Below are 26,941 nucleotides of genomic sequence, written 5' to 3'. Positions count from 1 at the left end.
TAGATTTTCATGGTAGTTTATAGTTTATTGTGGTGGTGCCTCACCAAACCACTTTTCATAAATTTCATCGTATGTTCCATTTTCCTTAATTGTTTTTAGGCCTTCATTAATTGATTCTAAAAGTTCCGGATTTGAATCTTTTGGTAGTGCGATACCATAAGGCTGACCTTCCATTACATCTCCAACTGTTTTAAGACTGTCTGACGCTTCTTCCTTAATGTAATATTGAACGTTAGGTAAATCATATAGAACAGCATCTAAACGACCACGTTCAAGATTCATATAAGCTGTTACGATTTCCGGGTAAGCTGTTACCTCAGCATCCGTGTTATTTAACAGAAAATCTTCACTTGTTGAACCTTGACGCGCCCCTACATTTAAGCCTGCAACATCGTCAATAGACTCAATGTCAGAATCAATCGGAACAGCTAAAATTAATCCAGAATCATAGTATGGATCCGAGAAGTCTATGAATTCTTTACGGTCTTCTTTAATCGAAATACCAGCAATACCAATATCGTGTTTACCCGACCTCATTGAAGCAAGTAAACCATCAAAATCCATTGTTTCGAACTCTACCTCAAAGCCTTGATCTTCTGCAATTGCTTCAATTAACTCAATATCGAAACCTTCCATCTCACCAGTGTCTGGATTTTTATACTCAAAAGGCTGGAAGTTTGCATCTGTCGCTACTGTGTAAGTATTATCTCCATCACTTCCGCTTGTCCCACATGCTACAAGGATTCCTAAAGCAATCATTGCAGTTAACATAATAAATAATTTCTTCATTCGATTATATCCCCCTACGAATTTTTCTTACCTATTTAATTGTCTCATGACGTCAGGTGTTTTTAAATTCAGATTTTTCAATATTATTATAAATTATCTGACATTTGACGGTGTTATAAGTACCAGAACTCCGCGAATTATACAATAACTTAAAAATAATCTATAATACTCTAATTTCTTGCAAATCCCCCTCTCTAGTCATTAAGTTGGAGAAAAGGTTATAAAAAAGGTGATTTCATTACGAAATCACCTTTAATACAACCTATGCTCGTCACTCTAAAATAGAATTATTTTATTGTATTACCATGTTAACAAACCATTCCTTCGCTTCTATATAAGTAAAGGCATCATCTTTGTATTTTTCCGCATTTTTAATCTTGAGTGCTTCATATTCCTTAGCTAGGTTGGGATTATCATTAAGTCGATCTCTGAACTTGAGGTGAGCCTTCCACCAATAACCCTCATATTCAACGACATGTAGATAATGCGATTTTGTAGATCGACCAGAATCTAATTCGGGAAACTTAGCAAATATTACTTTCCCTTCCACCGTTTGTCTTTGTAAGCGATAATAAGCCCCTTCACTCATCCTTCTCATATCCAAGTCTCTAGCGTTATCCAGTTGCTTCAACCCTACCATCATATCAATGATTGGCTTGGCTTTAATCCCTTTGATGGCAGTACTTCCAATATGTTCGATTGCAACCGCAACATCACCAATCAACGAATTTAGGAGTTGTTTTTCTTGTTGGAACAGTTCAGTCCATTCTGGGTTGTGTGGAACCAGTTTGACTTCACCTTTGTTTAAACCTAACATTTAACCCTCCAATACCGTAGTATCTCTCTATCTTAATAGGTAATGAAAGAGAATAATAGACTGAAAATTCCTTCAAATATATGGTATAATATAATTGTAAAATTAAGATCTATAACTTAAATGTTTTGTTATCGTTAAGAATCTTGATATTGATTTAACGATTTCATAATCCTCGGCTTACTTGTTTCTTCAATTGTCAGCTACCAACTGACCCTATGATATGAATACGATTAGGAATCGATATGTAGTCCCACCCTTTCACTATTTGCCTATCAACTTAAAACATTATACAATATTGTTAATTATCTGGAAAATTAATTTCTGGAAGGCAAATCATGAACATAAGAAAAGCAACTAAACTCGACATTCCATTTTTAAATAAACTGTGCCAATTAAGCTGGCAAAATAAGCATCAGTGGATTGGGTATCCGAGAGTAATGGATTTAGATGAATTATTAGCCGAAATAAAAGAGCATGACAATACATTGGAAGATTCCGTGTTAATCATAGAAGATTCCAATGGTGCTGTTGGATTTACTGGTTTCTTGTATGAACCGGGTGATGAGGATGCTACCATCATAGGGCCAGTCTTGACTGAAGCAAAACATAATCAAAATAATATAAAACAGGCTTTAGAAGAAGTTATGAAAGAATCGACATTTGATGAGTTATTTATTAATTTGCCAACTGAGAATAAAACGACGAATGCCATTCTTCAAAAGCTTGGCTGGACATTAACTCATGAACAATATGAAATGTCTTTCGACTTAAACCATATCAATCAAGTAAAGCTAAAACATTCAATCGAACTACTATCAGATAAAATGATAAAGCCTGTAGCCCAATTATTTGAAAAGGCGCTTCAGTGGAAAAATGCTAAGGATCGTCTAAATCATTATGTAAATGAATTTGGAATGGATGTAGCTTACATTGAAAAAGATGGAACATTAATGGGTGCCGTAATGTGGCACGATTTAAAGGATACCGATTTTGTCCGATTAGAGGATGTCGCAGTTTTCCCAGAGGGGCGGCGGCAAGGTATTGCTACGGATTTAATCCATTATGTGTTAAATGTTTCTTTTAAAGTGGGCAATTCTGATGTTTTTTTAGCTGTAGACCACGATAACATCGGTGCTCAGAAGCTTTACAAAAAGTTAGGCTTTGAAACGACGATGCTGAATTGTTCGTATGAATATTAAGGAGGATTGATATGTTTAAGTACTTCGGAATTGGTTTGGTCGTTACTGCAGTAGCCTCCCTTATCGGTTATCTTACAAATAATTGGGAGTTGTCATTGATCATTATTGCTATAGCTGGTTTAGGTCCATTGTTTATGGCAGGCTTTATGACTGGAGCGTTTGTTAGTGGCGACCGGAATCGTGCGAACTATCATACGGAAAGTCAGAAAGATCGAATTGCCAAAAATCAATCAATGAAAAAATTATTATTACTTGGTGCACCAAACCTAGCATTTTTAATTATCTTAGTCATTCTAGCACTCTAAGGGAAAAGGCGAAATCGTTACAGGTTTCGTCTTTTTTTGGCTACTGAAATAGGCTTTTCTATTAAGCACGTTTGCCCATTTGAAGAATATGTTATGGATGAAAGAATAAGGAGGTATTTAAAATGAGTCATCAAGATCAAATGCAACCTGAGATGCAACAACCCAATATGCAGCCGAATGTAGAGCCTAACATGCACCCGAATATGCCACCAAACATGCATCACAACATGCCGCCGAATATGCAGCCGAATATGCAGCCGAATATGCAGCCGAATATACAGCCCAACATGCAACCTAACATGCTTCCAAATATTCAACCGCAATTGAAACCGCAGATGAAACCAAATATGGGGCCAAACATGCAACCGAATATGAATCCATTTGGTATGTTGGCTGGGCAGATGCAGGAACCTAAGCAGATGAAGCCTGAGATGCATAAAAAACATATGCATGATATGTGTAAAAATCACCATCTTCACCTTGTGCAAGTCGTCACAATTGATGGGCAAATGTTCGACGGGATTATTGATGAGTTTGACGACGATGGGGTAACCTTAATCGTTCCTTATGGCGATATGGATGATAATCGAATTGACGGACCCGGATATGGATACGGTTACGGACCTGGTTACGGTTATGGTGGATACCCTAGACGATTCCGTCGATTTAGACGTTATCGTTATCCTTTCTTTAACTTGTCACGAATTTTCTTCCCATTCTTTTTCTAAAGACGTGGTAAATACCCATTCCCTCTCGCTGTCTCTTACATTTAATGATAAGAGACAGCTTTTTTGTTTGAAATATGTAGTGAGGCTTGTTTGATATCTACTCACTAAATGGTTGTTTTGGGAGGGAAATGATGAATGATTTGATCATATATAAGGCAATCGGTGACTCATTAACGGTCGGAATTGGAAATTATTTATCTAAAGGCTACGTCAATCGTTATGCTCAGCGAACCGTAGAAGTACTCAATCACCCTGTTCGAACTGAAGTTTTTGCAAAAAATAAATTAACGAGCGACGATTTGTTGTATCTAATACAGGATGATCGAGTGCAATCACGACTGATGACTGCCAATATTATAACGATTACAATAGGTGGTAACGATCTTCTACGAGCTAATAAGATTTTTGCCAAAACCTATAATCCAAACGTCTTTAATGAAGCATCGTTACAGTTTTACCAAAATATGATGGCCATTTTAGCAGAAATTCAGTTTCTTAAATCGATGTATCCGACCCCATATATCATCCGCCTAATCGGCCTCTATAATCCATTTCCTAAACTTTCTTATAGTGATTTTTGGGTGCAACGTTTTAACGATATTTTATTATCCTTTTCTGATGATCATATCGCGTTTGTCGATATATACCCTTATTTTATTTACGCTGGTGATCATTTGTTATCGTTTGGGGGACTTCATCCAAATAAATACGGTTACGAGGTCATTTCAGAAGCGACCGTTCAGACTGGATATGGACCTTTAGAACGTGCTATTTTTAAAGAGAAGGAGTATTAAAAAATAAATTCCCCAGCTGACCTGGGGAATTTATTTTTACGTCGAACATGAATCATCATCACAATATTCTGTTTGGGATTTCTTTCCATTAAGAACTTGAATTTTTGGTTCACTTTTTTCTTCTTCATAAACCTTTTCTAACACTTCAAGAAAAACATCTGTTGGCTGTGCACCGAAAACAGCGTATTTTTCATTAAAAACGAAAAATGGAACACCTTGAACGCCGATTTGCATCGCTTCTTGTTGGTTATTCGCAACTTCGCGCTTATGTTTACTTGTTTTGAGGACTTCTAAAGCCTCTTCTCTATTCAGGCCGACCTCTTCAGCAAGGTCAGCTAATACGTTATGGTCACCAACGTTTTGACCATCTGTGAAGTAAGCTCGCATCATGTTTTCCATCAATGCATACATTTTTCCGTGTTCATTTGCGTAGTGACTTAATCGATGTGCGTCTTCAGTATTCGTTGGGATCACTTGATCTAAGTTAAACTCAAGGCCGACTTCTTTTGCCTGCTCGGCCATACGATCATTCATTTTCTTACCTTCTTCATACGGCACACCGTACTTGGTCGCTAACATTTCATGAATATCATAGCCTGGATCCTTCTCCGCATTTGGATCTAATTGATAGCTTTTATATGTTAATGATACTTTATCATCATGTTCAAACTGGTTCATCGCTTGTTCCAGACGTCTTCTTCCAATATAGCAAAAGGGACAAACGACATCTGACCAAATTTCAACATTCATGTTTTAACCTCCACAATCATTTTCAGTGCAATTATTGTATAAAATTAATTCAAAATCAATTGAAATGCTTACTTACTATTAACGTGACGGGATTTATCCTCATTAATGTTCAGCTCTTTTTTTCGTACCTCAAACAAGTTATGCATCCATTTGTAAAGAAGGGTTGCGGCTATAACAAGAACTATTATGGCCAATACATATAGCACAATATTCACCGCGATCACCTCATTTTTAAAAATCATATTCATAGTTTACGTGTATTTTTTGAAAATTGTCAAAAGATTTGACACTATAAACAGTTTGTATTTTAATAAAATTACTATGGTCCACACAACCCCCCTTTATTCTCCATTCAAGAGGTGATGTTCTATTGGTTGTCAAAGCATTCGAAATTCCGATTGGTCTTTTGATTTGTACAGCGCTCCTTAACCGACTTCCTAAACAATCTCCATATTATTCTAAAGTTCAGAATCAGAAATCAGCTTATTATAGTGGCTTTTATGGCGAAAAAACGCTCCAATATCATTTGAATTTCTCCCAACAGAACCGCTTTTCTGTTGTCAATGGCCTTCGATTATACCACCTTGGCAAAGCCTTTCAAATTGATTCCTTGATTATGAACCCAAGATTTTTCCTACTAGTTGAAGTCAAGAATATGGATGGAATTATTTCGATTGACCCTGTAACAGGACAGATGACAAGGGTGAAAGATGGCCGAGAGGACGTTTTTAAAGACCCAATCTCCCAGGTAGGAACGCAGTCTCTGTTATTACAAGATTGGTTGATGGAATAAGGTTTTTTTAATATTCCATTGAGGCACCTTGTTGTATTTACTCACCCGGCTGCCAATTTAAAAGTTCCATCTAACGAAACACGTATCATTCGTGCCCACAAATTATCTGAGCGAGTGGACCAGCTTGAAAATCATTTTAATAATGACATTTTGACTCTGAGGCAAATGCATGGTTTAGAGGGAATCATGAAAAAGGAGCATACCCCTTTAATTCCAAATATTGCAGGGAGAACAGGAATAGAAGCTAGTCATCTATCCTCTGGTACGATGTGCATGAACTGTAAACAGTTAGGTATGATCCGCTATAACGGTTGGTGGCGATGCTTAAATTGTGGAAAACGTGCACGCTACGCACATGAATACGCCCTAAGGGACCACTTTTTACTAATAGGCGATACGATTTCGACAAGTAGCGCGATGTGGTGGCTTGGAATCGAGTCGGGGAGCTCGACGAGGAAGGTGTTGGGGGCGACAAGTGGTGTTCAAATATTGGGTAAACTAAAACATGGTGAAAATCTTTACAGTCTAAATTATAAACACAATACTCATTATGAATACCTAGAAGAATTCTTTTAAAACAGGACGTTTTTCTCTAGTTGAAAGTAAATTGAGCCAGTATTAATCAATTAGAATCTTATTGCCGAGCACCTGGAACCCCATGCCGAGCGAATTAATACAAAAACCAATCGGAAACTAAATGAAAAACGCCTTGCGCACCAAAGCGCGAGGCGTTTAATCATTTTTGTAATTCACGATATTCTTTATCAGAGAATGCACGGGATCGGGTAAGGAATCGTTTGCCCTCGACTCCTTCGAGCGAGAACATGCCGCCGCGGCCATCGACAACATCAATAATCAGCTGGGTGTGTTTCCAGTACTCAAATTGGTTTCGGTGGATGTAAAATGGTGCACCACCGATTTCTCCTAAATACACATCTTGGTCACCGATCATCAGGTCGCCTTCCGGATAGCACATCGGTGAGCTGCCATCACAGCAACCACCTGACTGATGAAAGATGATCGGGCCGTGTTTGTTTCTCAGTAATTCAATCAGTTCCAACGTGGTGTCAGTCGCTGTGACACGTTCAACCATGGTAGCACTCACCTTTCAAAAATATTACTACATTATATTCATGCAAGTTTTTCTTGATAACCTAGAAGAAACCTAATTTTTGTGGGCTGTAGTTAACGAGCATGTTTTTCGTTTGCTGGTAGTGACTGAGCATCATCTTGTGGTTTTCACGACCGAAACCGGACATTTTATAACCACCGAATGCGGCATGTGCCGGGTAGTCATGGTAGCAGTTCGTCCAAACACGTCCAGCCTGAATGCCCCGTCCGAAGCGATAGGCTTTATTGATATTGCGTGTCCAAACGCCTGCACCTAGACCATACAGGGTGTCGTTCGCAATCTCGAGTGCTTCGGCGTCATTTTTAAATGTTGTGACTGCCAATACGGGGCCGAAAATTTCTTCTTGGAAAATGCGCATTTTGTTATGGCCTTTAAAGATGGTCGGTTTTACGTAATAGCCATCCGCGAAGTCACCGTCTTTCATATTACGTTCCCCACCGATGAGGCATTCCGCTCCTTCTTGTTTTCCAATATCGAGATAAGATAAAATTTTCTCAAGCTGCTCATTGGAAGCCTGCGCTCCCATCATCGTATTCGGATTAAGTGGGTTATCTGTAGAAATGGCTTTAACTCGCTCAATAGCGCGCTCCATAAATTCGTCATAAATATCTTCATGAATCAACGCGCGTGACGGACATGTGCAAACTTCTCCCTGGTTTAGCGCAAACATGACCAGGCCTTCAATTGCCTTATCTAAAAAGTCGTCATCTTCATCCATGACATCTCTAAAGAATATGTTTGGCGATTTTCCACCAAGCTCAAGAGTGACTGGAATTAAAGATTGTGAAGCATATTGCATGATCAAGCGTCCAGTTGTTGTTTCACCGGTAAAGGCAACTTTGTCAACGCGTGGATTTTGTGCGAGTGGTTTACCGGTTTCAAGGCCTAAACCATTGACGATATTGAGGACGCCGGCCGGGATTAGGTCTTCAATCAACTCCATTAAAACTAAAATGGAAGAAGGTGTTTGTTCGGCAGGTTTAAGCACGACGCAGTTACCTGTCGCTAAAGCTGGCGCTAGCTTCCAAGTCGCCATTAAAATCGGAAAGTTCCACGGAATAATTTGACCCACTACCCCAATGGGTTCGTGAAAATGATACGCGACTGTATCGTGGTTGATTTCTCCAATAGATCCTTCTTGGGCACGGATCGCACCTGCAAAATAGCGGAAGTGATCAACAGCTAATGGCAAGTCCGCATTTAATGTTTCGCGAACCGCTTTACCATTTTCCCAGCTTTCGGCTACGGCAAGCATCTCTAGATTTTCTTCAATACGGTCTGCTATTTTATTTAACATGTTAGCTCGTTCGGCAACCGAGGTCTTACGCCACTCATCCTTCGCTGCATGTGCCGCGTCTAATGCCAGTTCTATATCCTCCTTAGTCGAGCGCGGTACCTCACAGAATGCTTTACCCGTAATGGGTGTCACATTCTCAAAATATTGCCCATTTACAGGCGGTCTCCACTTTCCATTAATATAGTTTTCATAACGACCTTTAAAATTTATGACTGCACCATCTGTGTTGGGAAATGCATACGTCATCATCATTCCTCCCTTAAGATTTTTGACCAGATGACTTGTCCAATTGTCAATAAAATATATGCTTTTGAGCGGAATAATATGTTAGGAAAAAGCCCACACAAAAACCCCTCTCATTCAATAAGGTGGCAACAGGAATGAAAGGAGGGTTTTTGTCCTTTATGTGGAGATCAAATTGGGTATATGAAATTTTCACGATTATAGCGATTATTGCCCTTTTTGCTATCCCTCTCATCTTATACACTGCTTTTGGAAACGGAGATGATGAAGATTCCGACACTTCAAATCAAAGTGAAATCATATGGGGTGTAGACTCGGCTAGTTACACCGATGAAAATATGTACGCTTGTGTGACGCAAAATTTTGGGGAACCAGAAGTTTGGGGACGTTATTTAGGTGACCGCGAAGATGTTTCCGTTGGGCTTGATTCTAATGAGGTTGACTATCTTCATCAAAATGACATTAGCATTCTACTCATCTATAATCACGTGAATGAAGCTGTCGGCTATGATCATGGTATCGAGCATGCTAAACAGGCGATTCAATACGCTAAAAACTTAGGTGTGCCTGAGGGTGTCGCATTATTTGTTGATATTGAACCAAGTTACCCCGTTGATTCAGTCTTTATAGAAGGTTGGTATGACCAATTAGCTGAATCAGCTTACTACCCGGGTATCTACGGCGTCTTTGATGGCGAAAGTGAACTCGATGCAGCCTATCAGGATATGAAAAATGACGTGCAGCAAAATACGATTGTATGGTCAGCCTACCCTCAATTGGAAGTGACAACGAAAGAAAATGCTCCTGACTATCAACCACAAGCCCCTGACAATGCGATGGCATACGGTTGGCAATACGCGATTGACGCCGACACGTGTAATATTGATACGAATCTATTTAAGAGTGAATTGATTGATTTTCTCTGGTAAGCGATTAAGGAGTGGTCACCCCACTCCTTAATTTTCGTCCTTATGAAACTTGACTAACCTCAATATGCTTTCTATTTCGTTTTTCTGTTATAAAGATATACACAGTCATAAGGATACAGAAAAGCAGTGTTACATGAAAAATCGTATGTAACGTATTTGGGACAAGTCCATTCATCTCAGGGAGAAATGAATGCGTATCACCGAACATTCTTTCATATCTTTCCACACGCCCCTCTGCTCCATACCCCGTCAGATATGGAATCCACCACGCAAAAAGTGCTCCTACAAATATTGACGATTGGTGAATCACTAACCATAACTTCACCCAGATCGGGTACCTTTTACCCATAAAAAATATGACAAACCCCATGATTAATAAGATCTGGCTAACGCCGATTAACGTTACGGTTACTAATTCTCCGACCGTTTGTTCTTCTGAAATGGCTTGTATGTCATTTAATGGCCCCAAAGATACCCAGTCCTGGACAATCATAAATAATAGAATAAAACTCAAACCGGATAATAACAATTTTTCGGATAAACGAATTTCTCTTTTCATAACTTCTACCTCCCTTTGTTATGGGAATATTATAACCCAATTTCAAGAAAGTTTTGGTAATTGTATAAAACTTATTTGAAAATATAATTGACTTTAAATATACACACTGTATATACTGTGTATATAGATATAAACAGAATAACAGTTAGTAAGGAGGTTAAATTGAATGAATACCTGGAAGGAAGCTAGGGCATTAGCACGATTTGAATTCAAAAGTTCGTGGAGTAAACGAATCACACTTTTAATATTTACTACCCTTTTGATTCTGTTCATCATGATTAGTTCATTTCAATCTTATTTTGATAACAGCAATATGGGGATTGATGTCTTTTTTATTATTTTAATTGGTTATAGCTATATGTGGTCTATTCCAAAAGGTTTTCAATACGAAAAGGTCAGTGAGCACACATATGTATCACCAGTGTTTATTTTTATGCATCAGCTACCGATCAAAAATGAAGTATTAATTAAAAGCCGATTTTATATATTTCTAATGCAATTAATACCTTTTTTAGTAGTTGTCATGAGTCTATTATATTTATCTCCGGAATTAAGAAGTGTTCTTGATGTCAGTTCGTTCATCGCTTTTGTCATTCTATGGGTTAGTTTTGGTGTCGCATTCGGTGCCATTTTTCCAGCCTCGGATCTTGGGGACCATAATGTGACCACTGAAAGGATAATTGTATATTCTGCCGTGTTTTTAATTATCTTTTCAACGGTTTTTGCTGTGGTTTACATCACTTACGGCGAAGGCATTATCCATTTCACAACATATTTAGCTGACAAGTGGCCGGTACAAACCGCGATTATTTCGATTGTGGTTGCGATAACGAGTGTCATCGGTTGGCTAAAAGCCGCATTAAGGAAAATTGAAAAAGTCGACTTTTTAACATAGGGGGGAGTTAGCTTATGGAGCTTCCAATTAAGATTTCGCAACAGTCACGAGAGCCAATTTACCACCAGATTGAAAATCAAATCAAAGCGTTAATTGCAAGCGGGCAGCTTCAAACAGGTACATCACTCCCTTCCATTCGTGCCTTATCAAAGGATTTGGAGGTGAGTGTCATTACAACCAGACGTGCCTATCAAAATCTTGAGTATCAAGGTTTTATCCAGACATTACAAGGTAAGGGGACGTTTGTAGCCGATTTGAACCCTTCAATTAAACAGGAGATTAAACAAGACTCTGTTTCGCGTGCATTATCTGAAGCGATTGAAACAGCGTATCAGCATAATTATTCCAAACAACAAATCAAAAAACTATTTCTATCATTATTAGATACTTAAAGGAGGGAAACCATTGAAACCAGTGATTGATGTTTCGAATTTATATAAAACCATTGACGATTTCGAATTAGGACCATTCAATTTATCGATTGAGCCAGGACTAGTCACCGCTATTGTCGGAAATAACGGGGCCGGAAAAAGTACGTTACTCAAGATGCTCATGAATTTAGTGAAACCTAACCAAGGAGATATTCGTCTTTTAGAACGGAATATCAGCGAGGATGAAAGCTGGAAACAGCATGTTGCTTATTTACCTCAGCGTTTATTGGGTTATGATCCTTTTAATGGACATCAACTGAAAGAAATCATTTCAAACCTTTATCCGAATTGGGATGAATCACGGTTTAACAAAATGGTCGATATGTTTAATGTCAATCTTTCGAAAAAATATGGTAAGATGTCACAAGGTATGCAGCAAAAACTCGCACTCGCGTTAATGCTGCCACGAAATCCAGATATTATGATTTTAGACGAACCTACTTCTCATATGGATATTCCATCAAAGTATCTATTAATGGATATATTAGTTGAATGGATGGAGGAAGGCCATCGTACACTAATTCTAGCGAGTCACCAAACGGAGGAAATCCGAAAATTAGCCGACACGATTGCTATCATCCGGGACGGAGACATCATCGGACATTATGAAAAAGATGAATTATCGCGTTATTTCACCCAATATTGGCTAGCTGATTCGCTGCCTCATAAAACATTACCAGGCGAAGTCAAACGAAAAGGTGAACGGATAGTGATCACAAATCAAGAACGAGAGCTTGAAGCATACTTGAAGCGACACCAACTGAAATGGTCACAAAAGGAACACATTGATTTAAATGACGCCATTTCATTGATGCTCATATAAACATGTGAAGGGAGAGAGTCTAGTGGAAAAAGTCTTAAGTGTAGAACATTTGCAGAAATCGTTCAAGAACACTAAAGTTCTTAAAGATATTTCCTTTGATGTCCATCAAGGGGAAATCATGGCGATCTTAGGTCCAAACGGTGCCGGAAAATCAACCACGATTCGAAATATTATGGGGATCATGTATCCAGACGAAGGTCGAGTCACCTTCCACAATCATAACGGTGATGAGATTCCACGTCATAAAATTGGCTATTTACCTGAAGAACGTGGACTATATAAAAATGTCAAAGTCATGGATATTTTACTTTATTTCGCTAATTTAAAGGACTATCCGAAAGAAAAAGCTAGAAAGCGAGCTTTAGATTATTTGAAAAAGCTTGGTTTAGAAGGAAAAGAAAATGCTTCGGTTGAAGAGCTATCTAAAGGTATGGGACAAAAAGTACAATTTATCGGCTCGATCATTCATGAGCCCGAACTCCTTATCTTAGATGAACCGTTTTCTGGGCTAGACCCTGTCAGTCAGGAAATTTTTAAGGATGAAATTAAAAATCTTGCGAAAAATGGTACGGCGATTCTACTTAGCTCACACCAAATGAATTTAGTTGAAGAGATGTGTGACCGTCTATTTATGATTAGCAAAGGCCAAAAGGTGATCTACGGTTCAATGGATCAAGTTAAAGCTGAATATGCAAACTTTAAATGTACCATTCGTGGTAAAAATGGCCAAAATACATTCAAAAGCTTACCCGATGTAACGAGAATCGATCAAAGTGATGATATTTCTGTTTTGTATTTATCGAAGGACGTTCATGTAACGAACTGGTTAAAACAATTACCTAATGATTTAAATGTGCAGGAACTATCAGTCGATCGTGTGTCATTGCATGAAATATTTGTGGATATTGCAACCGATAAAAACATTGCACAGGAAGCAGGTGAGTCCGATGCGTAATAGCTTAAAAGTGGCAAAATGGGAATTTAGACGTAATATTCGAAATAAATCATTTATCGTTTCGTTATTTTTAACGCCGGTTATTTTTGTTATTTTTGCGACAGCCCCAACTTTATTAAGTAGCTTTGGTGATGATGAATCAGAATCAACTAAGGTTTATTTAAATGATCAGTTAGGTGTCTACGATTCAGTCGAACCTGCCATAGAAGAAGGCGAGTTCGTCGACTGGGATGTTGAACAAACGGATGCTGATTTAGAAAGTATGAAAACACAGCTCCAATCCGAAGAAGAGTCTGCTTACATTTTACTCAATGATGAAACCGTCGAAACTGGAACAGTTACCTATTTAACAGGTGATGAGTTAGGTGCAGGGTTTGAAAGCGCAATACGTGTATTCGAACAGCCAATTAAACAACTGCAATTAAAACAAGCCGGATTATCCGCGGAACAAATGCAGGTTGTAGCAAACCCTATTCAGTTTGAATCAGTTGAATTAACCGAATCGACTGGTGAAGCCATGGGTGAAGGTGAAACCATGGGATTCCCGTATGAACGAGCGATTCCGGCTATTTTTGCGGGGCTAGTACTGTTCTCAATTGTTATCTCCGGTATGATGATTTTCCAAAGCGCATCACAGGAGAAAAAGGATAAGGTTGCAGAAATTATCCTTTCATCTGTGACAACAGGCGAACTGATGCAAGGGAAGATCCTCGGTTACTTTAGTTTAGGAATTTTACAAGTGGCGGTATGGTTAACAATGGCGCTGCCAATTGCGATTTGGAAGTTAGACGATGTACCGTTACTTGAATATTTATTCGTCCCTGAAACGTTGTTATTAACGTTTATCGCCGTTTTAGGTTATTTATTATTCGCATCCATTTTCGTTGGTCTTGGTGCTACAATTGAAGACTATTCGACGAGCGGGAACTTCCAAGGTTTCGTATTAATGATTCCGTTCCTACCATTCGTTTTAATTGGACCAATCTTTAGTAATCCGAGCGGTGTTGTAGCGCAGGTAGCCTCTTATGTACCTTTCACCGCCCCAGGTGTCTTAATTATGCGTCTATCTGCACTCGATGAATGGCCATGGATTGAAATTATCATAGCCATCGCCGTGTTAATCCTTAGTATTTGGATCTTTATGAAGCTTGCAGGTAAGATCTTCCAGGTTGGTATTTTAATTTACGGTAAAAATGCAACACCACAAGAAATATGGAAATGGTTAAGAGCTTAATAATCCGCCGGTTGACTCTCGTCAACCGGCTTATTTTTTATCCATAAAAATTGTTTCAAGCTCTGCACCTTTTTAGATTTATAACTATATTCTGTAGTATACGACTTTGAATATGAGGTGTTTAGCATGAGCAACCCTATTGTAAAAGGAAGTGTTACAGAAGATACCATTTCCGTCCATATAGATTTGTATCAATATCCAGTTCGGTACATTAAAACATACTTAGGGCAGGAGTTGGTCGGGACATTCCATCCGATGTCCGACTTTCATTTACGTAATGAGAAAGGATTTCCATTAAGGGTTGAATTAGTTTTCTCAGATGGAAATAGATATGAAACGACTATAGCAGGAGGTCAAATTCAAAGAGAAGAGGATCGTAACTTTTTACCCGGGGATATTCTAGTCGCGTGTGATAATTTTGGTGATTTTCTACCACCAGGTTATATGGGTCATTCGGCTATGGTATTAGATGAGAAGCATATAATTGAAGCCGTCACCACCTATCCCCAAGTTAGAAAAGCCACCATTCAAGAATTTAAGGAAATACACCCGCTTCATCTACAATTACGCTGCAAAGACCGTGAAGCTGCATTAAATGCAACTGAATTTGCTAATAATTATTTACAGATCTATACCGAAAATTTAAATCAAAACAAAGAAGTCCCTCCATTTTCATTTACCACACAAGTGGCATTGGATGACCCGTGGACGGCGATTTATTGCTCAAAGCTTATATGGTTATCCTATTATTACGGCGCTGATATGGAATTAGAAAATGATTATTTCTTATTTTCACCAGAGGATTTGTCGATGCTTGAATATGATGAACGGTTTGAAGTGATTTATAAACATCCTGATTTTCAATTTAATATTGATCTTTAGTGATATCAGAGTACAAGTATGCCAAGACATAAAAAACTTAAGTTTCGCTTCAATAATTAAGGGCTGAGCCAATTAATTGGCTCAGCCCTTTCGTACGTTCTTAGCGATGTTCGACTTCCATATTATCAAAGTTGTTTGTTGTGACTTGATCTATTTTCAGGGTTGATTTCTTCTTCTTGAACGTCGAAATAACCTTATCCGCTGCGTACAATACTAGAAACGTTAATAAAATGGTTAAAGAGATAAAGATAAGAGATGTTTGCATAACCCTCATCCCCTTTCATCAAATATTGTGATTTATTATGATTTGCAAGTATATAATATCAAATTTTACGATAAATGCAACCTTAAAAATTAAATTCTTTAATAAATTTTCGTATTCTCTTATATATTCCTATATCCTTTAGATTTACACCCACTTTAAAGCCATAAAGTATTAAAATTTTCACAAAAGTCAGTATATTTATTTTATAATAGAGTTAGTAAAGGGGAGGCTTTTTATATGGAACGTGCAGTTGTTGTTACCGGGGCTGCGCAAGGCATAGGTTATGCTATTGCTAAAGCCTTTATTAAAAATGGAGATTTCGTGATGATTTGTGATTTGGATTTAGTTAAAGCTCAAGAGGCGGCTTCAAGTCTAGGACAAGCTAAAGCTTTTAAAGTTGATGTTTCCGACGAATATGAAGTTGATCAATTTGTCCAACAAGTGATTGATGAACGAGGTCAAATTGATGTATTAGTTAATAATGCGGGACTTCAGCATATTGATCAGGTTGAAAATTTCCCAGTGGGCAAGTGGCGCCAGTTAATTGAAGTCATGCTAACAGGCCCATTTTTAATGACGAAGTTCACCCTGCCTCATATGAAAAAGCGTCAGTATGGTAGAATTATTAACATTTCATCTGTGCACGGCAAATCCGCCTCACCGTATAAATCAGCTTATATCTCAGCGAAACACGGTGTAGTTGGGTTAACACGTACTGTTGCCATTGAGACGGCAAACGATGGCATTACCGTGAACGCCATTATGCCAGGGGCTGTCCGAACTAAATTAATTGAAAATCAGCTGGCTAAGCTTGCTGAAGAAGATGGGACATCAGAACAAGAAGCGCTCCATAACAATTTACTAATAAAACAACCGATGAAGCGTTTACTTGAGCCAGAGGATATTGCGCACACAGCTGTTTTCCTTGCATCTGATGGAGCTGGTGCCATTACAGGTGAGACTGTTAGTGTTTCCGGTGGATGGTAAGATAGAAATAGATATCAATTGAAGGAGGATTAAAATGCCACAGGATATTAATTTCTCTCAAGAAGTAAACAAACGAAAGGACGAACTCATTAATGATTTAAGTAATCTTCTCTCGATTAAAAGTGTTAAGGATCTTGATTCGGCAACTGATAAACGGCCAATGGGAAACAAAATTGGAGAAGCCTTAGATTGGATGTTAAATTTGGCTGAAAAAGATGGCTTTCAAATTGACCAATTAGATGGATATGTCGGTTGGGTTGATTTAGGTGAAGGCGAAGAAGAGATTGTCACGCTTGGCCACCTAGATGTTGTACCTGCGCCAGGTCAATGGAGCCATAATGAACCGTTTGAGCCGCTTGTTAAAGATGGTAAATTATATGCAAGAGGCGCTATCGATGACAAAGGCCCTACAATGGCGGCTTATTATGCGATGAAGGTGTTAAAGGAGCTCGATTTACCGTTAAAAAGACGAATTCGGTTAATTTTGGGAACGGATGAAGAAAGTGGCATGCGATGTATGAAAAAATACGTTGAGACATTTGGCAGTCCGAAGTATGGCTTTTCTCCGGATGCGGACTTTCCCATCATCTATGCAGAAAAAGGACAAATTAATGCTAAAATTGCAATGGATATTACAGAGAGTAACGAAAAGGATGTTCTTCATTTAACTTATCTACAGTCAGGTGAACGAGGAAATATGGTACCTGACCATGTTACAGCTCATATTAGAGGCCCTAAAGAAAAGCTTGAGGCGATGAAAAAGGATTTTAAAACATATTGTGAGAAGGAAAGTTTGTTGGGTGATACACAGTACAAATCAGATAACGAGCTTGAACTTTCATTAAACGGTAAAACGGTACATGGTATGGAACCTTTTAACGGAATTAATGCTGCCTTAAAGCTTGTTCCGTTTCTAACGCCTTATGAATGGGATAATCAAAGCTCTAATTATCTTCACTTTATTCAGGATATGCTTTGTGATGACTTTTATGGTAATAACATGGGAATAGCAGTTAACCATGACGAGGTAGGGCCACTTACCGTTAATGCAGGCGCTTTTCGATATGAGTTAGGTGATCAAGCTGAAGTTCATTTAAATATTCGTTGCCCAGTTGGTACGGACTATGACCAATCATTAGAAAACATTCAAAAGGCTAGTGAAACATATCAAATGGAATTGAGAGGTGTCAGAACAAAAGATCCACATTATGTCGACCGCGACCATCCAACGATTAAAATTATGCAAAATGCTTATGAAACGGAAACGAATGAGGAACCTACTTTACTCACTACAGGTGGTGCAACTTATGCGCGCTTCCTAAAAAACGGTGTTGCTTATGGCGCGTCCTTCCCTGGAAAGACCATGACGGCGCATCAGGTTGATGAGCATATCGAAGTCGATGATTTATTAAAAGCTACAGCGATTTATGCTCGTGCATTGTATGACTTAGCCAATGAGCCATTTTAGAAAGGTACCAACTCGCTTGAATGCGAGTTGGTTTTTTACTGACAAAAGTCATGACTAAAAAAGCCCACCAACATTGGCAGGCCTTCTTCATTAAACATATTGCTCAAAGAATTCGAGCACTTTCTTATAAACTTTAATTTCGTTTTCCTTCTTAGAGAACCCGTGACCTTCATCGTCCAGCACTAAGTAATCTACCTCTGTACCTTGTTTTTGTAAAGCCTCGACGACTTGATCGGATTCGGCTTTAACTACTCGTGGGTCTTGAGCCCCTTGAATGACGAGCATCGGTTTGGTCATGCTGTCTAAATACGTAATGGGTGTATCTTCTTCAAATTTTTCTTTATCTTTCTCTGGGTCACCTAACCACTGCTTCATTATAGGCTTCCAATGTTCTGGTACACTATCTACAAAGCTAAATAAATTACTAACGCCGAAGATATCAACCACGGCTTTGAAATATTCTGAATGACGACCATGTAACAATAACGCCATATAGCCACCATAGCTTCCACCCATTAGTAAAATTTTATCACGGTCAGCATAGCCGTTTTTAATTAACCATTCTAATCCTTCGACGTTGTCTAATCGTGGTCCGTAACCCCAATCGCCTTCTACCATTTTCGTAAACGTCAAGCCGTAGCCAGTTGAACCTCGGAAGTTTGGCGTGAAAAGACTATAGCCTTGATAGATTAAGAATTGGAATAAAGCACGGAATGTTGAACGCTCCGCTGCTTGTGGCCCACCATGTGGCCATAAAATAACGTAACCATTATCATTTTCAGGCTTTGCACGGAAATACATCGCTTCGATTTCTTTTCCATCAAAAGAAGGGTAAGTGATGATTTCTGGTTCAACCATTTCTTCTTTTGCCACACCAGGCACACCGAAGTTAGTGAGCTGTTCCCATTTTCCATTGGCATATTTATAGATATTAGCCGGTGCCGTAGCGGAAACGCCCATTAGATAAACGTTTCCTGACTTAGCTACCTCCACTTGTGCAATGACACTTGTAGGCGGATTAAGCTCTTCTAATGTGCCATTTTCTAAATCATATCGATAGAAGGAGTCTTTAACACCTTTTACACCGACTAGATATAAAGAATTTGACGATTCATCATACTTCACATCCGTTAAGGCTTCACCTTCTATCTGTTTAACCTTAGAAAATTCTTTGGTCTCTAAATCAAATTTTGCGAGATACTCAAAGTCAGAGTCATACGATGTTGTAAAATAAATTTCGGTCTCAGAAGCAAAATCCAAACCACCAAACGTATGCTGATGGTCCGTTTCGGGTGTTACCCTGTAATGCTCACCATTATATAAGACGTAAGCTAATTGTGACGTATTAGAAAACATTTTGGAATAGATCAAGCTTGTCTCGTCTGGACTCTTTTTCACAAGAAAAGTTGGCGCATCTTCACCCTCAAGAAAAACGTCCTCTTCATCATTTTCCATATCATATACATAGGCCTTTAAAAAGGTCTGATCCTCTTTATTCGACGTGTAGTAAACCTTTTTACCATCGTTTGAAAGCGACGGCATTATATGACGATGGCCCTCAGACGTTCGAATTGGCTTAGGTTCACCACCTTGAGGCGGTATTGCATATAATTGCGAATTCTCATCACCATCATGATCAGACGAAAACAACAAATACTCCCCACTTTTATCGTACTGCAACGAATCCGTACTTTGATCATGGAACGTTAACGGGTACGGAAACGTATTCGGTATGTCCATTGCCCATAGATTAAACTTACCATTTAAATTTGTTGAAAATGCAAGCTGCGATTCATCTGGGCTTACCGCAAACAACTGAATGCCATATGTTCGAAAAAATTGTTCTACATCCGGTTTCTTAAATTTCACTTTAGATTTCCTCCCCACTTTATACTCTCTTAACTAATTCGCCAAAAATGATTAAATTCCTACGATTTTCGAATTATTTTTTGTTTATTTTAGGAAAATTTCGGTAAGATGAATAATAAAGGATTGGAGGTCTTTATGATGGTGAGACTGTTGTTTGTTTTAAGCCTTTGTATACTTGCCACAGGTTGTTTTAACGATTCTTCCGAAGATTCGTTAAAATCAAATGAAAGTTCAGAAGCTAGTCACGATTTAAATGCCAAACCCGTAATTCATCTTGAGGAGGAAGAAAGGGTAACCCTTGCTCAAAACCTTGAGATTCCGTGGTCAATTGCTAAGTCCGATGATACGTTTTATGTGACGGAACGCGGTGGAAACTTACTTCGGATTGAATCAGACGGTGAAGTCGTAGAACAAGAGATTATGCTTTCAAAGGACGTGTTGCATTTTGGTGAAAGTGGATTATTAGGGTTTTTACTAGCACCGGACTTTGCTCAATCTGGACAGGCTTATGCGTACTATACATACCAAGAAGGTGAGCACATTTATAATCGCGTTGTTTTGTTAGAAAATGAAGGCCATCGTTGGGAGGAAGTAGACGTCTTAATTGATCAAATACCTGGCGAGGAGTTCCATGATGGTGGACGGCTTGAAATTGGACCAGATGGAAAGATATATGTGACGACTGGTGATGCTGTTGTCCGTGAATTAGCCCAAAACGTGAACAGCCTGGCTGGGAAGATACTGCGGATGAATTTGGATGGTTCGATTCCGGAAGATAATCCATTTGAAAATTCCTATGTCTATTCTTATGGACATCGAAATCCTCAAGGGATCACCTGGGACAATAATGGTGTCATGTATAGCACTGAACACGGTAGTAGTGCGCATGATGAGATTAACTTAATTGAACCAGGTCAGAACTACGGGTGGCCAGCCATCCAGGGTGATGCACAGCAAGAAGGGATGGTTACACCGATTTATCATACAGGTGAGACGACTTGGGCACCATCTGGCATCGACATTTACAAAGGGAAAATTTATATCGCAGCATTAAGAGGTTCACAAATTATCGCATACGATATTGCAGAAGGAACGACAGAAACCTTTTACCAAGATAGTGGACGTATGCGGGATGTTTGGATTGAAGACGGTTATTTATATACGATTACGAGTAATCGGGATGGACGTGGAAATCCAGAAGAAGCTGATGACCAATTATTGCGTTTGAAACTGCCGGATTAATATCCGGCTTATTTTATGTTTATTTTTTCAGATAATTATAAAAATTTGTTATAATGAATTTAAGAGTATGAATACAGAGAGGGGCGACTAAGATGCGAGAAGTAGTCATTGTAGAAGCTGTTAGAACACCAGTTGGACGAAGGAAAGGGTTACTTAGTCATAAACGACCAGATGATTTGGCAGCATTAACGTTAAAGGAACTCGTCAACCGAGTAGGAATAAACCCAAGCCATATTGAAGATGTCATTATGGGGTGTGTTTCACAAGTAGGTGAGCAGGCAGCCGATATCGGGCGAATTGCGGCACTTATTGCAGGTTATCCAAAGGAAGTACCCGGTACGACGATTGATCGCCAATGTGGGTCAAGTCAGCAAGCGGTTCACTTTGCCTCACAGGCGATATTAAGCGGTGATATGGACGTTGTCGTGGCAGCTGGGATAGAAAACATGTCACGTGTTCCGATGTTTTCGAATATGAATGGCGCCTCATTCAGTCCACAATTAAACGAAAAATATGAAATGATTAACCAAGGGCTCTCAGCAGAACGGATTGCCGAAACATGGGGTTACACACGCGAACAATTAGATGAGTTCTCCTATCAAAGTCATCAAAAAGCGATTCAAGCCCAAGATGAGGGGCGATTTGACAAAGAGTTGTTGCCAGTCGATGTCACATTAGAGGATGGTACGACGAAAACAATGACTTCTGATGAAGGTCCTAGACGCGAAACAACACCTGAAGCTCTAAACGGACTCAACCCTGTTTTTAAAGAAGACGGTGTGATTCATGCCGGGAATTCTAGTCAGATTAGTGATGGTTCTGCGGCATTACTTTTAATGTCTAAGGAAAAAGCAGACTCATTAGGGTTAAAACCTCGCTTTCGAGTCATTGCCCGTACCGTTGTTGGATCTGATCCAACGATGATGTTAACCGGTCCAATTCCAGCAACAGAAAAAGTGTTAAAGAAAGCTGGATTAACGATTGAGGATATGGATTTATATGAAGTCAATGAAGCCTTTGCGCCTGTGCCAATGGCATGGTTGGATGAGACAGGGGCTGACCCTGAGAAATTAAACGTTAACGGGGGAGCGATTGCGCTTGGGCATCCACTAGGTGCAAGTGGTGCAAAACTCATGACAACCCTAGTACATGAACTCGAACGAACAGGTGGACGTTACGGTCTGCAGACGATGTGTGAAGGTCACGGTATGGCCAACGCTACGATTATTGAACGGTTAGATTAGAATTTTACAATAGGGGAGGAATGATTTTGGATATTCAAAACAAAGTCGGCTTAGTCACTGGCGGAGCTTCAGGCTTAGGAGAAGCTACCGTCCGAAACCTTGTACAAAATGGTGCTAACGTAATAATCGCTGATTTACAGGAAGAAAAAGGGCAATCCCTAGCTAATGAATTAGGGTCAGACCAAGTTCAGTTTATTAAAACTGATGTCACAGATGAACAAAGTGTCCAGAGTACATTAGAACAAGTTAAAAATACGTTTGGCGATTTACATATCGTCGTAAATTGTGCAGGAATTGGAGCAGCCAAAAAAACGGTGAGCAGTAAAGGCGTACATGATCTTGAATCCTTTCAAAAAGTTATCCAAGTCAACCTAGTCGGAACATTTAATATGATTCGTCTTGCGGCTGATCAGATGACGGCTAATGAACCAAGCGACGAAGGTGAACGCGGTGTCATCATTAATACCGCTTCAGTCGCTGCTTATGAAGGCCAGGTCGGGCAGGCAGCCTACAGTGCTTCGAAAGGCGGTATTGTCGGAATGACGATGCCAATTGCACGCGATTTATCCCCTCATGGCATTCGCGTCATGACGATTGCACCTGGCTTATTCGATACACCGCTATTTGCATCGTTACCTGAAAAAGCACGTGATGCACTCGGTGCCATGACGCCTTTCCCATCTCGGTTAGGCTATCCTTCTGAGTACGCGAAATTAGCAGAAAGCATTGTTGAGAACCCGATGTTAAACGGTGAAGTGATCCGATTGGACGGTGCCATTCGCATGCAGCCGAAGTAGAATGCCGAATTTATGGAGATACCCATTTCTTGATAGATGGGTATCTCCATTTTTTATTTAAGATTGTACAGCGACAAAGCCTTTTTCTCATTTTTCCTCCCAAATGAAATATGTTCCCTCTCATGAATCCATTCAATAATGGGTAGTACTAAGCTTATATATTGCTGATTGAAATGGGGTCGTCATATTGATTATAGATCACACATCACCTTACGTCATACTCATTCCAGCCTATAACCCTAATCATCAGCTGGTTCAGTTAATAAAAGATTTAAATGAATTGAATTTAAACAATATTTTAATTGTGAATGATGGATCAGATGAGGAGCATCAACCTATTTTCAAACAATTAGATGACTATCAGTGTCATGTTCTGAATCATGACACGAATCAAGGTAAAGGAGCGGCACTGAAAACCGGAATTGAATATAGCCTTAAGGAATCAACGGAATTAAAACGAATTATTACAGCCGATGGTGATGGTCAGCATCTACCTAAGGATATTGTAAGGGTTTTGGAGGAATCGCAGAATCAAGCCGATGACTTAGTTTTAGGAAAAAGAAGTTTTACCAAAGAGGATGCGCCATTTAGAAGTCGGGTGGGCAACTTCATGATGAGGTATGCTATCAAGTTCGAAACAGGAATTAAGTTAGACGATACACATACAGGATTAAGAGCCATTCCAATTCGTTATGCGGAAGAAATAGTTGACATCCCTGGAGATCATTATGAATTTGAGATGAATATGATTACGAACGCTAATAAATTTGATATCGATATTCATGAAGTACCAATTAAGACCGTCTATTTAGAAGATTCCTCCCATTTTAGACCGATTGTTGATACCATCCGGATTTACTTTGTCTTTTTTAAATATGTTTTGTCATCAGTCGCGTCATACATTATCGATATGTTATTGTATACGCTTTTTGTCTTTATCTTTGATCCTTTTTTCCAAACGAAACATGTTATCGTGGCGACTATATTAGCGCGTGTGTTATCTGCTTTATTTAACTACACCGTTAACCGAAAAATCGTTTTTAAATCCGATTCAAAACGGTCTTTATTAAAGTATGCGATCTTAAGTATAGCCATTTTAGCTACTTCAGCAACTGGTGTGTACTTGATTTACTCCATAATTGGGCACGGTGAGGTCATCATAAAAATGGGAGTGGATGCCTCTTTATTCATTGTTAGTTATTTAGTTCAGAAGCTATTTATATTTAAGGGTAAAGTAAATGAATCGATTTAGGCTCGCATCATAATCATCGTATCGCAGCTCATCACTTCTTTTTCGCCTTGGTTAAAAACTTTTATACCTAGGCTTAGGATGCCTTTTACGTGATCGAGTTCTTTTTTACTTGAGACAGTAAAGGTTGCGTGGAGTTGATCACCTGGGTAGACGGGAATGCGCCAAACGATTTGATTCATACCCATCCCGCCAAGACAATCACGTCCGAGGATATCTTTTTTAATAAATTCGACCCAAACGATCGATAAGGTTTGGAAGCCTGAAGCGATTAAGCTGCCAAAAGGCCCTTGTTTCGCTACTACTTCATCGATATGAAAATATTGTGGGTCATTGTTTTTAGCAAAGTCTAAAATGGCTTCCTTCGTTACCGTAACTGGATCTGTATGGAAGGTTTGACCGACTTCAAACTCGTTTAACTTCATTATTTCACCTCGATAAATATGTAGGAACTCGCTTTTCCGCGAGTTCCTTCTTTCATTAATTTCATTCTATCGGCGTATTTGAAGGTTCTATCGGTGTATCTTTGAATCCTATCGGTGCTTTTCCACATTCTATCGGTGTATCTTTGAATTCTATCGGCGTTTTTCTACATTCTATCGGTGTAACTTTGAATCCTATCGGTGTATTTAAGCATTAAACGGTTAAATAATCCTGAAGCTGTTCTCGCAGTCTGTTTTTTTGGAATTTACCGACAGATGTTTTTGGGATTTCATCCATAAAGATGATGTCATCAGGTAACCACCAGTTCGCAAATTGTGGCTTTAGAAATTCAAAAAGTTCTTTTTTGCTGACCGTAGCATCTGGTTTTAATACGACTGCTGCAATCGGGCGTTCCTGCCATTCAGGGTGTGGTACACCGACGACCGCCGCTTCAAACACGTCTTCATATGCCATGAGAACATTCTCTAAATCAATAGTTGAAATCCATTCCCCGCCGCTTTTGACTAAATCTTTAGTCCGATCAGCAATTTTCATAACGCCTTCTTCATCAATGGTGACAATATCACCTGTGTAGAGCCAACCATCGCGGAAAGCCTCGGCACTTCGCTCATCGTTATAGTATTCTTCAGCAATCCAAGGCCCACGAACAAGTAATTCGCCCATGTCTTCACCATTCCATTCGACTTCACCATCATCGTTAACGACTTTTATTTCGAGACCTGGTACGACATAGCCTTGTTTGGCACGAATTTCTAGTTTCTCATCATATGGTAAGTCTTCCTGATGACTCTTAAGTCTTGATAACGTAACGAGCGGCGTCGTTTCAGTCATACCATAAGCATGGATAAATGGTATCTTGTGCTTCGTTTCAAAAGCTTGAATCATACCCTTCGGTGCTGCTGACCCACCACAAAGCACTGCGCGCAGGGAACTCATGTCATATTGTTCGGCATTGGCATCAAGTTCTTTTAATAAACCGAGCCAAATCGTTGGGACCCCTGCTGTAATCGTGACCTTTTCTTGTGTGATTAAATTAGCTAACAGCTCTGGTGTAAATGAAGGACCTGGGAGAACTTGTGTTGAGCCGTACCATGTGGCGGCAAATGGCATCCCCCAAGCATTGGCATGGAACATTGGAACAACTGGCATCGCCACGTCCGATTCGGATATTGCTGCGGAATCCGCTAGTCCTAAAGCCATACTATGCAGTGCAAGGCCACGATGCGAATAAACGACACCTTTAGGCAAACCCGTCGTAGCAGACGTATAACACATACCAGCTGGATCATGTTCATCGAGGTCATTTGGATATTCGTAGTTAGGATTGGCATCAGTTAATAATTCCTCGTAGGCGTAAAGTGGAGCTAATGTCGTATCAGGTAATTGTGGTTCATCTGATAAAATAATGTGGGCTTCAACAGTGGAGAGTTCATCTTTAATCGCTTCAAGAATGGGTAAAAACATTGGGTCAACTAATAACACTTTATCTTTGGCGTGATTAATAATATAGGCAATATGCTGGGGAGATAAGCGAATATTTATCGTATGCAACACCGCCCCCATACTCGGAATACCAAAGTAGGCTTCCAAATGACGATGGTCATTCCAGGCTAGTGTTGCTACTTTATCGCCTCGTCCTACTCCGAGTTTTTCAAGTGCGCTTGACAGCCGCCTTGTTCGTTTCCCAAGCTCCGAATAATTTAGCCGCGTAATTCCAGATGCGGTCCGTGAGACGATTTCCTTCTTAGGAAACAATTGTTCTGCTCGCTCAAGCATTTTGTTAATGAGTAAAGCACCTTCCATCATATAGACCCTCTCCTT

General features: G+C 39.4%; 29 protein-coding genes. 19 read left to right on the top strand and 10 right to left on the bottom strand.

The window, feature by feature from the left end:
• Positions 1 to 24: 24 nt before the first annotated feature.
• Together BLP77_RS01005 and BLP77_RS01000 are read right to left on the bottom strand one after the other, a co-directional pair.
• Positions 25 to 789 carry a transporter substrate-binding domain-containing protein gene (locus BLP77_RS01005; protein ID WP_093855237.1) on the bottom strand — a complete coding sequence of 255 codons (765 nt, stop codon included), beginning with the start codon at positions 787 to 789 and terminating at the stop codon, positions 25 to 27.
• Positions 790 to 1,081: 292 nt separating this feature from the next.
• The gene (locus BLP77_RS01000; protein WP_093855236.1) at positions 1,082 to 1,606 is read right to left on the bottom strand and encodes a GrpB family protein; all 525 of its coding nucleotides are present in this window, start codon (positions 1,604 to 1,606) and stop codon (positions 1,082 to 1,084) included.
• 335 nt (positions 1,607 to 1,941) lie between these two features.
• Here BLP77_RS01000 and BLP77_RS00995 point away from each other — a divergent pair, with 335 nt between their 5' ends.
• From BLP77_RS00995 to BLP77_RS00980, 4 genes are all read left to right on the top strand, one after another.
• Positions 1,942 to 2,805, top strand: coding sequence for a GNAT family N-acetyltransferase (locus BLP77_RS00995; protein ID WP_093855235.1), 864 nt, complete (start codon positions 1,942 to 1,944; stop codon positions 2,803 to 2,805).
• 11 nt (positions 2,806 to 2,816) lie between these two features.
• Positions 2,817 to 3,110, top strand: coding sequence for a DUF5316 domain-containing protein (locus BLP77_RS00990; RefSeq protein WP_093855234.1), 294 nt, complete (start codon positions 2,817 to 2,819; stop codon positions 3,108 to 3,110).
• A 122-nt stretch (positions 3,111 to 3,232) separates the two neighbouring features.
• Positions 3,233 to 3,838, top strand: a complete 606-nt coding sequence (locus tag BLP77_RS00985) for a hypothetical protein (RefSeq protein ID WP_093855233.1) — start codon at positions 3,233 to 3,235, stop codon at positions 3,836 to 3,838.
• Positions 3,839 to 3,969: 131 nt separating this feature from the next.
• Complete coding sequence (locus BLP77_RS00980) at positions 3,970 to 4,632, top strand: GDSL-type esterase/lipase family protein (protein WP_176752913.1); 663 nt, start codon at positions 3,970 to 3,972, stop codon at positions 4,630 to 4,632.
• Positions 4,633 to 4,668: 36 nt separating this feature from the next.
• Here BLP77_RS00980 and BLP77_RS00975 read toward each other — a convergent pair whose 3' ends face one another.
• Positions 4,669 to 5,382, bottom strand: coding sequence for a DsbA family oxidoreductase (locus tag BLP77_RS00975; protein WP_093855231.1), 714 nt, complete (start codon positions 5,380 to 5,382; stop codon positions 4,669 to 4,671).
• A 370-nt stretch (positions 5,383 to 5,752) separates the two neighbouring features.
• On the opposite strand from BLP77_RS00975, the gene BLP77_RS00970 reads away from it, so the two are divergent.
• Complete coding sequence (locus BLP77_RS00970; RefSeq protein WP_176752912.1) at positions 5,753 to 6,175, top strand: nuclease-related domain-containing protein; 423 nt, start codon at positions 5,753 to 5,755, stop codon at positions 6,173 to 6,175.
• 18 nt (positions 6,176 to 6,193) lie between these two features.
• The gene (locus BLP77_RS00965; protein WP_093855229.1) at positions 6,194 to 6,751 is read left to right on the top strand and encodes a hypothetical protein; all 558 of its coding nucleotides are present in this window, start codon (positions 6,194 to 6,196) and stop codon (positions 6,749 to 6,751) included.
• A 160-nt stretch (positions 6,752 to 6,911) separates the two neighbouring features.
• On the opposite strand, the gene BLP77_RS00960 is transcribed toward BLP77_RS00965, so the two are convergent.
• Positions 6,912 to 7,268 (bottom strand): DUF779 domain-containing protein, encoded by a 357-nt coding sequence (locus BLP77_RS00960; protein ID WP_093855228.1) that lies wholly within the window; start codon positions 7,266 to 7,268, stop codon positions 6,912 to 6,914.
• A gap of 61 nt (positions 7,269 to 7,329) precedes the next feature.
• Positions 7,330 to 8,850, bottom strand: a complete 1,521-nt coding sequence (gene exaC / locus BLP77_RS00955; protein WP_093855227.1) for an acetaldehyde dehydrogenase ExaC — start codon at positions 8,848 to 8,850, stop codon at positions 7,330 to 7,332.
• A 158-nt stretch (positions 8,851 to 9,008) separates the two neighbouring features.
• Between exaC and BLP77_RS00950 the strand changes: the two genes are divergently transcribed.
• Positions 9,009 to 9,776 (top strand): glycoside hydrolase domain-containing protein, encoded by a 768-nt coding sequence (locus BLP77_RS00950; RefSeq protein WP_093855552.1) that lies wholly within the window; start codon positions 9,009 to 9,011, stop codon positions 9,774 to 9,776.
• A 40-nt stretch (positions 9,777 to 9,816) separates the two neighbouring features.
• On the opposite strand, the gene BLP77_RS00945 is transcribed toward BLP77_RS00950, so the two are convergent.
• Positions 9,817 to 10,335: a hypothetical protein gene (locus BLP77_RS00945; protein WP_093855226.1), complete on the bottom strand. Its 519-nt coding sequence runs from the start codon at positions 10,333 to 10,335 to the stop codon at positions 9,817 to 9,819.
• A 166-nt stretch (positions 10,336 to 10,501) separates the two neighbouring features.
• Here BLP77_RS00945 and BLP77_RS00940 point away from each other — a divergent pair, with 166 nt between their 5' ends.
• The 6 genes from BLP77_RS00940 (at position 10,502) to BLP77_RS00915 (ending at position 15,555) form a co-directional block, all read left to right on the top strand.
• Positions 10,502 to 11,230, top strand: a complete 729-nt coding sequence (locus tag BLP77_RS00940) for a hypothetical protein (protein ID WP_093855225.1) — start codon at positions 10,502 to 10,504, stop codon at positions 11,228 to 11,230.
• Between the two features lie 14 nt (positions 11,231 to 11,244).
• Positions 11,245 to 11,622 (top strand): GntR family transcriptional regulator, encoded by a 378-nt coding sequence (locus BLP77_RS00935; protein ID WP_093855224.1) that lies wholly within the window; start codon positions 11,245 to 11,247, stop codon positions 11,620 to 11,622.
• Positions 11,623 to 11,644: 22 nt separating this feature from the next.
• Positions 11,645 to 12,484, top strand: a complete 840-nt coding sequence (locus BLP77_RS00930) for an ABC transporter ATP-binding protein (protein WP_245686787.1) — start codon at positions 11,645 to 11,647, stop codon at positions 12,482 to 12,484.
• Positions 12,485 to 12,506: 22 nt separating this feature from the next.
• Positions 12,507 to 13,439 carry an ABC transporter ATP-binding protein gene (locus BLP77_RS00925; protein ID WP_093855222.1) on the top strand — a complete coding sequence of 311 codons (933 nt, stop codon included), beginning with the start codon at positions 12,507 to 12,509 and terminating at the stop codon, positions 13,437 to 13,439.
• Positions 13,432 to 14,673, top strand: a complete 1,242-nt coding sequence (locus BLP77_RS00920; RefSeq protein ID WP_093855221.1) for an ABC transporter permease — start codon at positions 13,432 to 13,434, stop codon at positions 14,671 to 14,673. The genes BLP77_RS00925 and BLP77_RS00920 overlap by 8 nt, the downstream gene beginning before the upstream one ends.
• Positions 14,674 to 14,799: 126 nt before the next feature.
• Positions 14,800 to 15,555, top strand: a complete 756-nt coding sequence (locus tag BLP77_RS00915) for a C40 family peptidase (RefSeq protein WP_093855220.1) — start codon at positions 14,800 to 14,802, stop codon at positions 15,553 to 15,555.
• Between the two features lie 100 nt (positions 15,556 to 15,655).
• On the opposite strand, the gene BLP77_RS15725 is transcribed toward BLP77_RS00915, so the two are convergent.
• Positions 15,656 to 15,820, bottom strand: coding sequence for a hypothetical protein (locus tag BLP77_RS15725; protein ID WP_176752911.1), 165 nt, complete (start codon positions 15,818 to 15,820; stop codon positions 15,656 to 15,658).
• 237 nt (positions 15,821 to 16,057) lie between these two features.
• Here BLP77_RS15725 and BLP77_RS00910 point away from each other — a divergent pair, with 237 nt between their 5' ends.
• Positions 16,058 to 16,807, top strand: coding sequence for a 3-hydroxybutyrate dehydrogenase (locus BLP77_RS00910; RefSeq protein ID WP_093855219.1), 750 nt, complete (start codon positions 16,058 to 16,060; stop codon positions 16,805 to 16,807).
• A gap of 34 nt (positions 16,808 to 16,841) precedes the next feature.
• A complete protein-coding gene (gene pepV, locus BLP77_RS00905; protein ID WP_093855218.1) occupies positions 16,842 to 18,275 on the top strand; it encodes a dipeptidase PepV in 1,434 nt (477 codons plus the stop codon).
• A gap of 90 nt (positions 18,276 to 18,365) precedes the next feature.
• Here the strand turns inward: pepV and BLP77_RS00900 are convergent, their stop codons facing one another.
• On the bottom strand, positions 18,366 to 20,144 hold the full coding sequence (locus tag BLP77_RS00900) for a S9 family peptidase (RefSeq protein WP_093855217.1): 1,779 nt from the start codon (positions 20,142 to 20,144) through the stop codon (positions 18,366 to 18,368).
• A gap of 138 nt (positions 20,145 to 20,282) precedes the next feature.
• Here BLP77_RS00900 and BLP77_RS00895 point away from each other — a divergent pair, with 138 nt between their 5' ends.
• From BLP77_RS00895 to BLP77_RS00880, 4 genes are all read left to right on the top strand, one after another.
• On the top strand, positions 20,283 to 21,386 hold the full coding sequence (locus BLP77_RS00895) for a PQQ-dependent sugar dehydrogenase (RefSeq protein WP_093855216.1): 1,104 nt from the start codon (positions 20,283 to 20,285) through the stop codon (positions 21,384 to 21,386).
• Positions 21,387 to 21,478: 92 nt separating this feature from the next.
• Complete coding sequence (locus BLP77_RS00890; protein WP_093855215.1) at positions 21,479 to 22,630, top strand: thiolase family protein; 1,152 nt, start codon at positions 21,479 to 21,481, stop codon at positions 22,628 to 22,630.
• A 26-nt stretch (positions 22,631 to 22,656) separates the two neighbouring features.
• Complete coding sequence (locus tag BLP77_RS00885; RefSeq protein ID WP_093855214.1) at positions 22,657 to 23,427, top strand: 3-hydroxyacyl-CoA dehydrogenase; 771 nt, start codon at positions 22,657 to 22,659, stop codon at positions 23,425 to 23,427.
• 187 nt (positions 23,428 to 23,614) lie between these two features.
• Positions 23,615 to 24,679: a bifunctional glycosyltransferase family 2/GtrA family protein gene (locus BLP77_RS00880; protein WP_093855213.1), complete on the top strand. Its 1,065-nt coding sequence runs from the start codon at positions 23,615 to 23,617 to the stop codon at positions 24,677 to 24,679.
• Here BLP77_RS00880 and BLP77_RS00875 read toward each other — a convergent pair.
• On the bottom strand, positions 24,676 to 25,101 hold the full coding sequence (locus BLP77_RS00875; RefSeq protein ID WP_093855212.1) for a MaoC/PaaZ C-terminal domain-containing protein: 426 nt from the start codon (positions 25,099 to 25,101) through the stop codon (positions 24,676 to 24,678). The two genes, BLP77_RS00880 and BLP77_RS00875, sit on opposite strands and share 4 nt — an antisense overlap.
• Before the next feature lie 211 nt (positions 25,102 to 25,312).
• A complete protein-coding gene (locus tag BLP77_RS00870) occupies positions 25,313 to 26,926 on the bottom strand; it encodes a long-chain fatty acid--CoA ligase (protein WP_093855211.1) in 1,614 nt (537 codons plus the stop codon).
• Positions 26,927 to 26,941 lie beyond the last annotated feature (15 nt).

The organism is Tenuibacillus multivorans, assembly GCF_900103915.1.
In the GTDB taxonomy this organism is placed as follows: domain Bacteria; phylum Bacillota; class Bacilli; order Bacillales; family Alkalibacillaceae; genus Tenuibacillus; species Tenuibacillus multivorans.
This window is presented reverse-complemented; position numbering and strand designations above follow the sequence as displayed.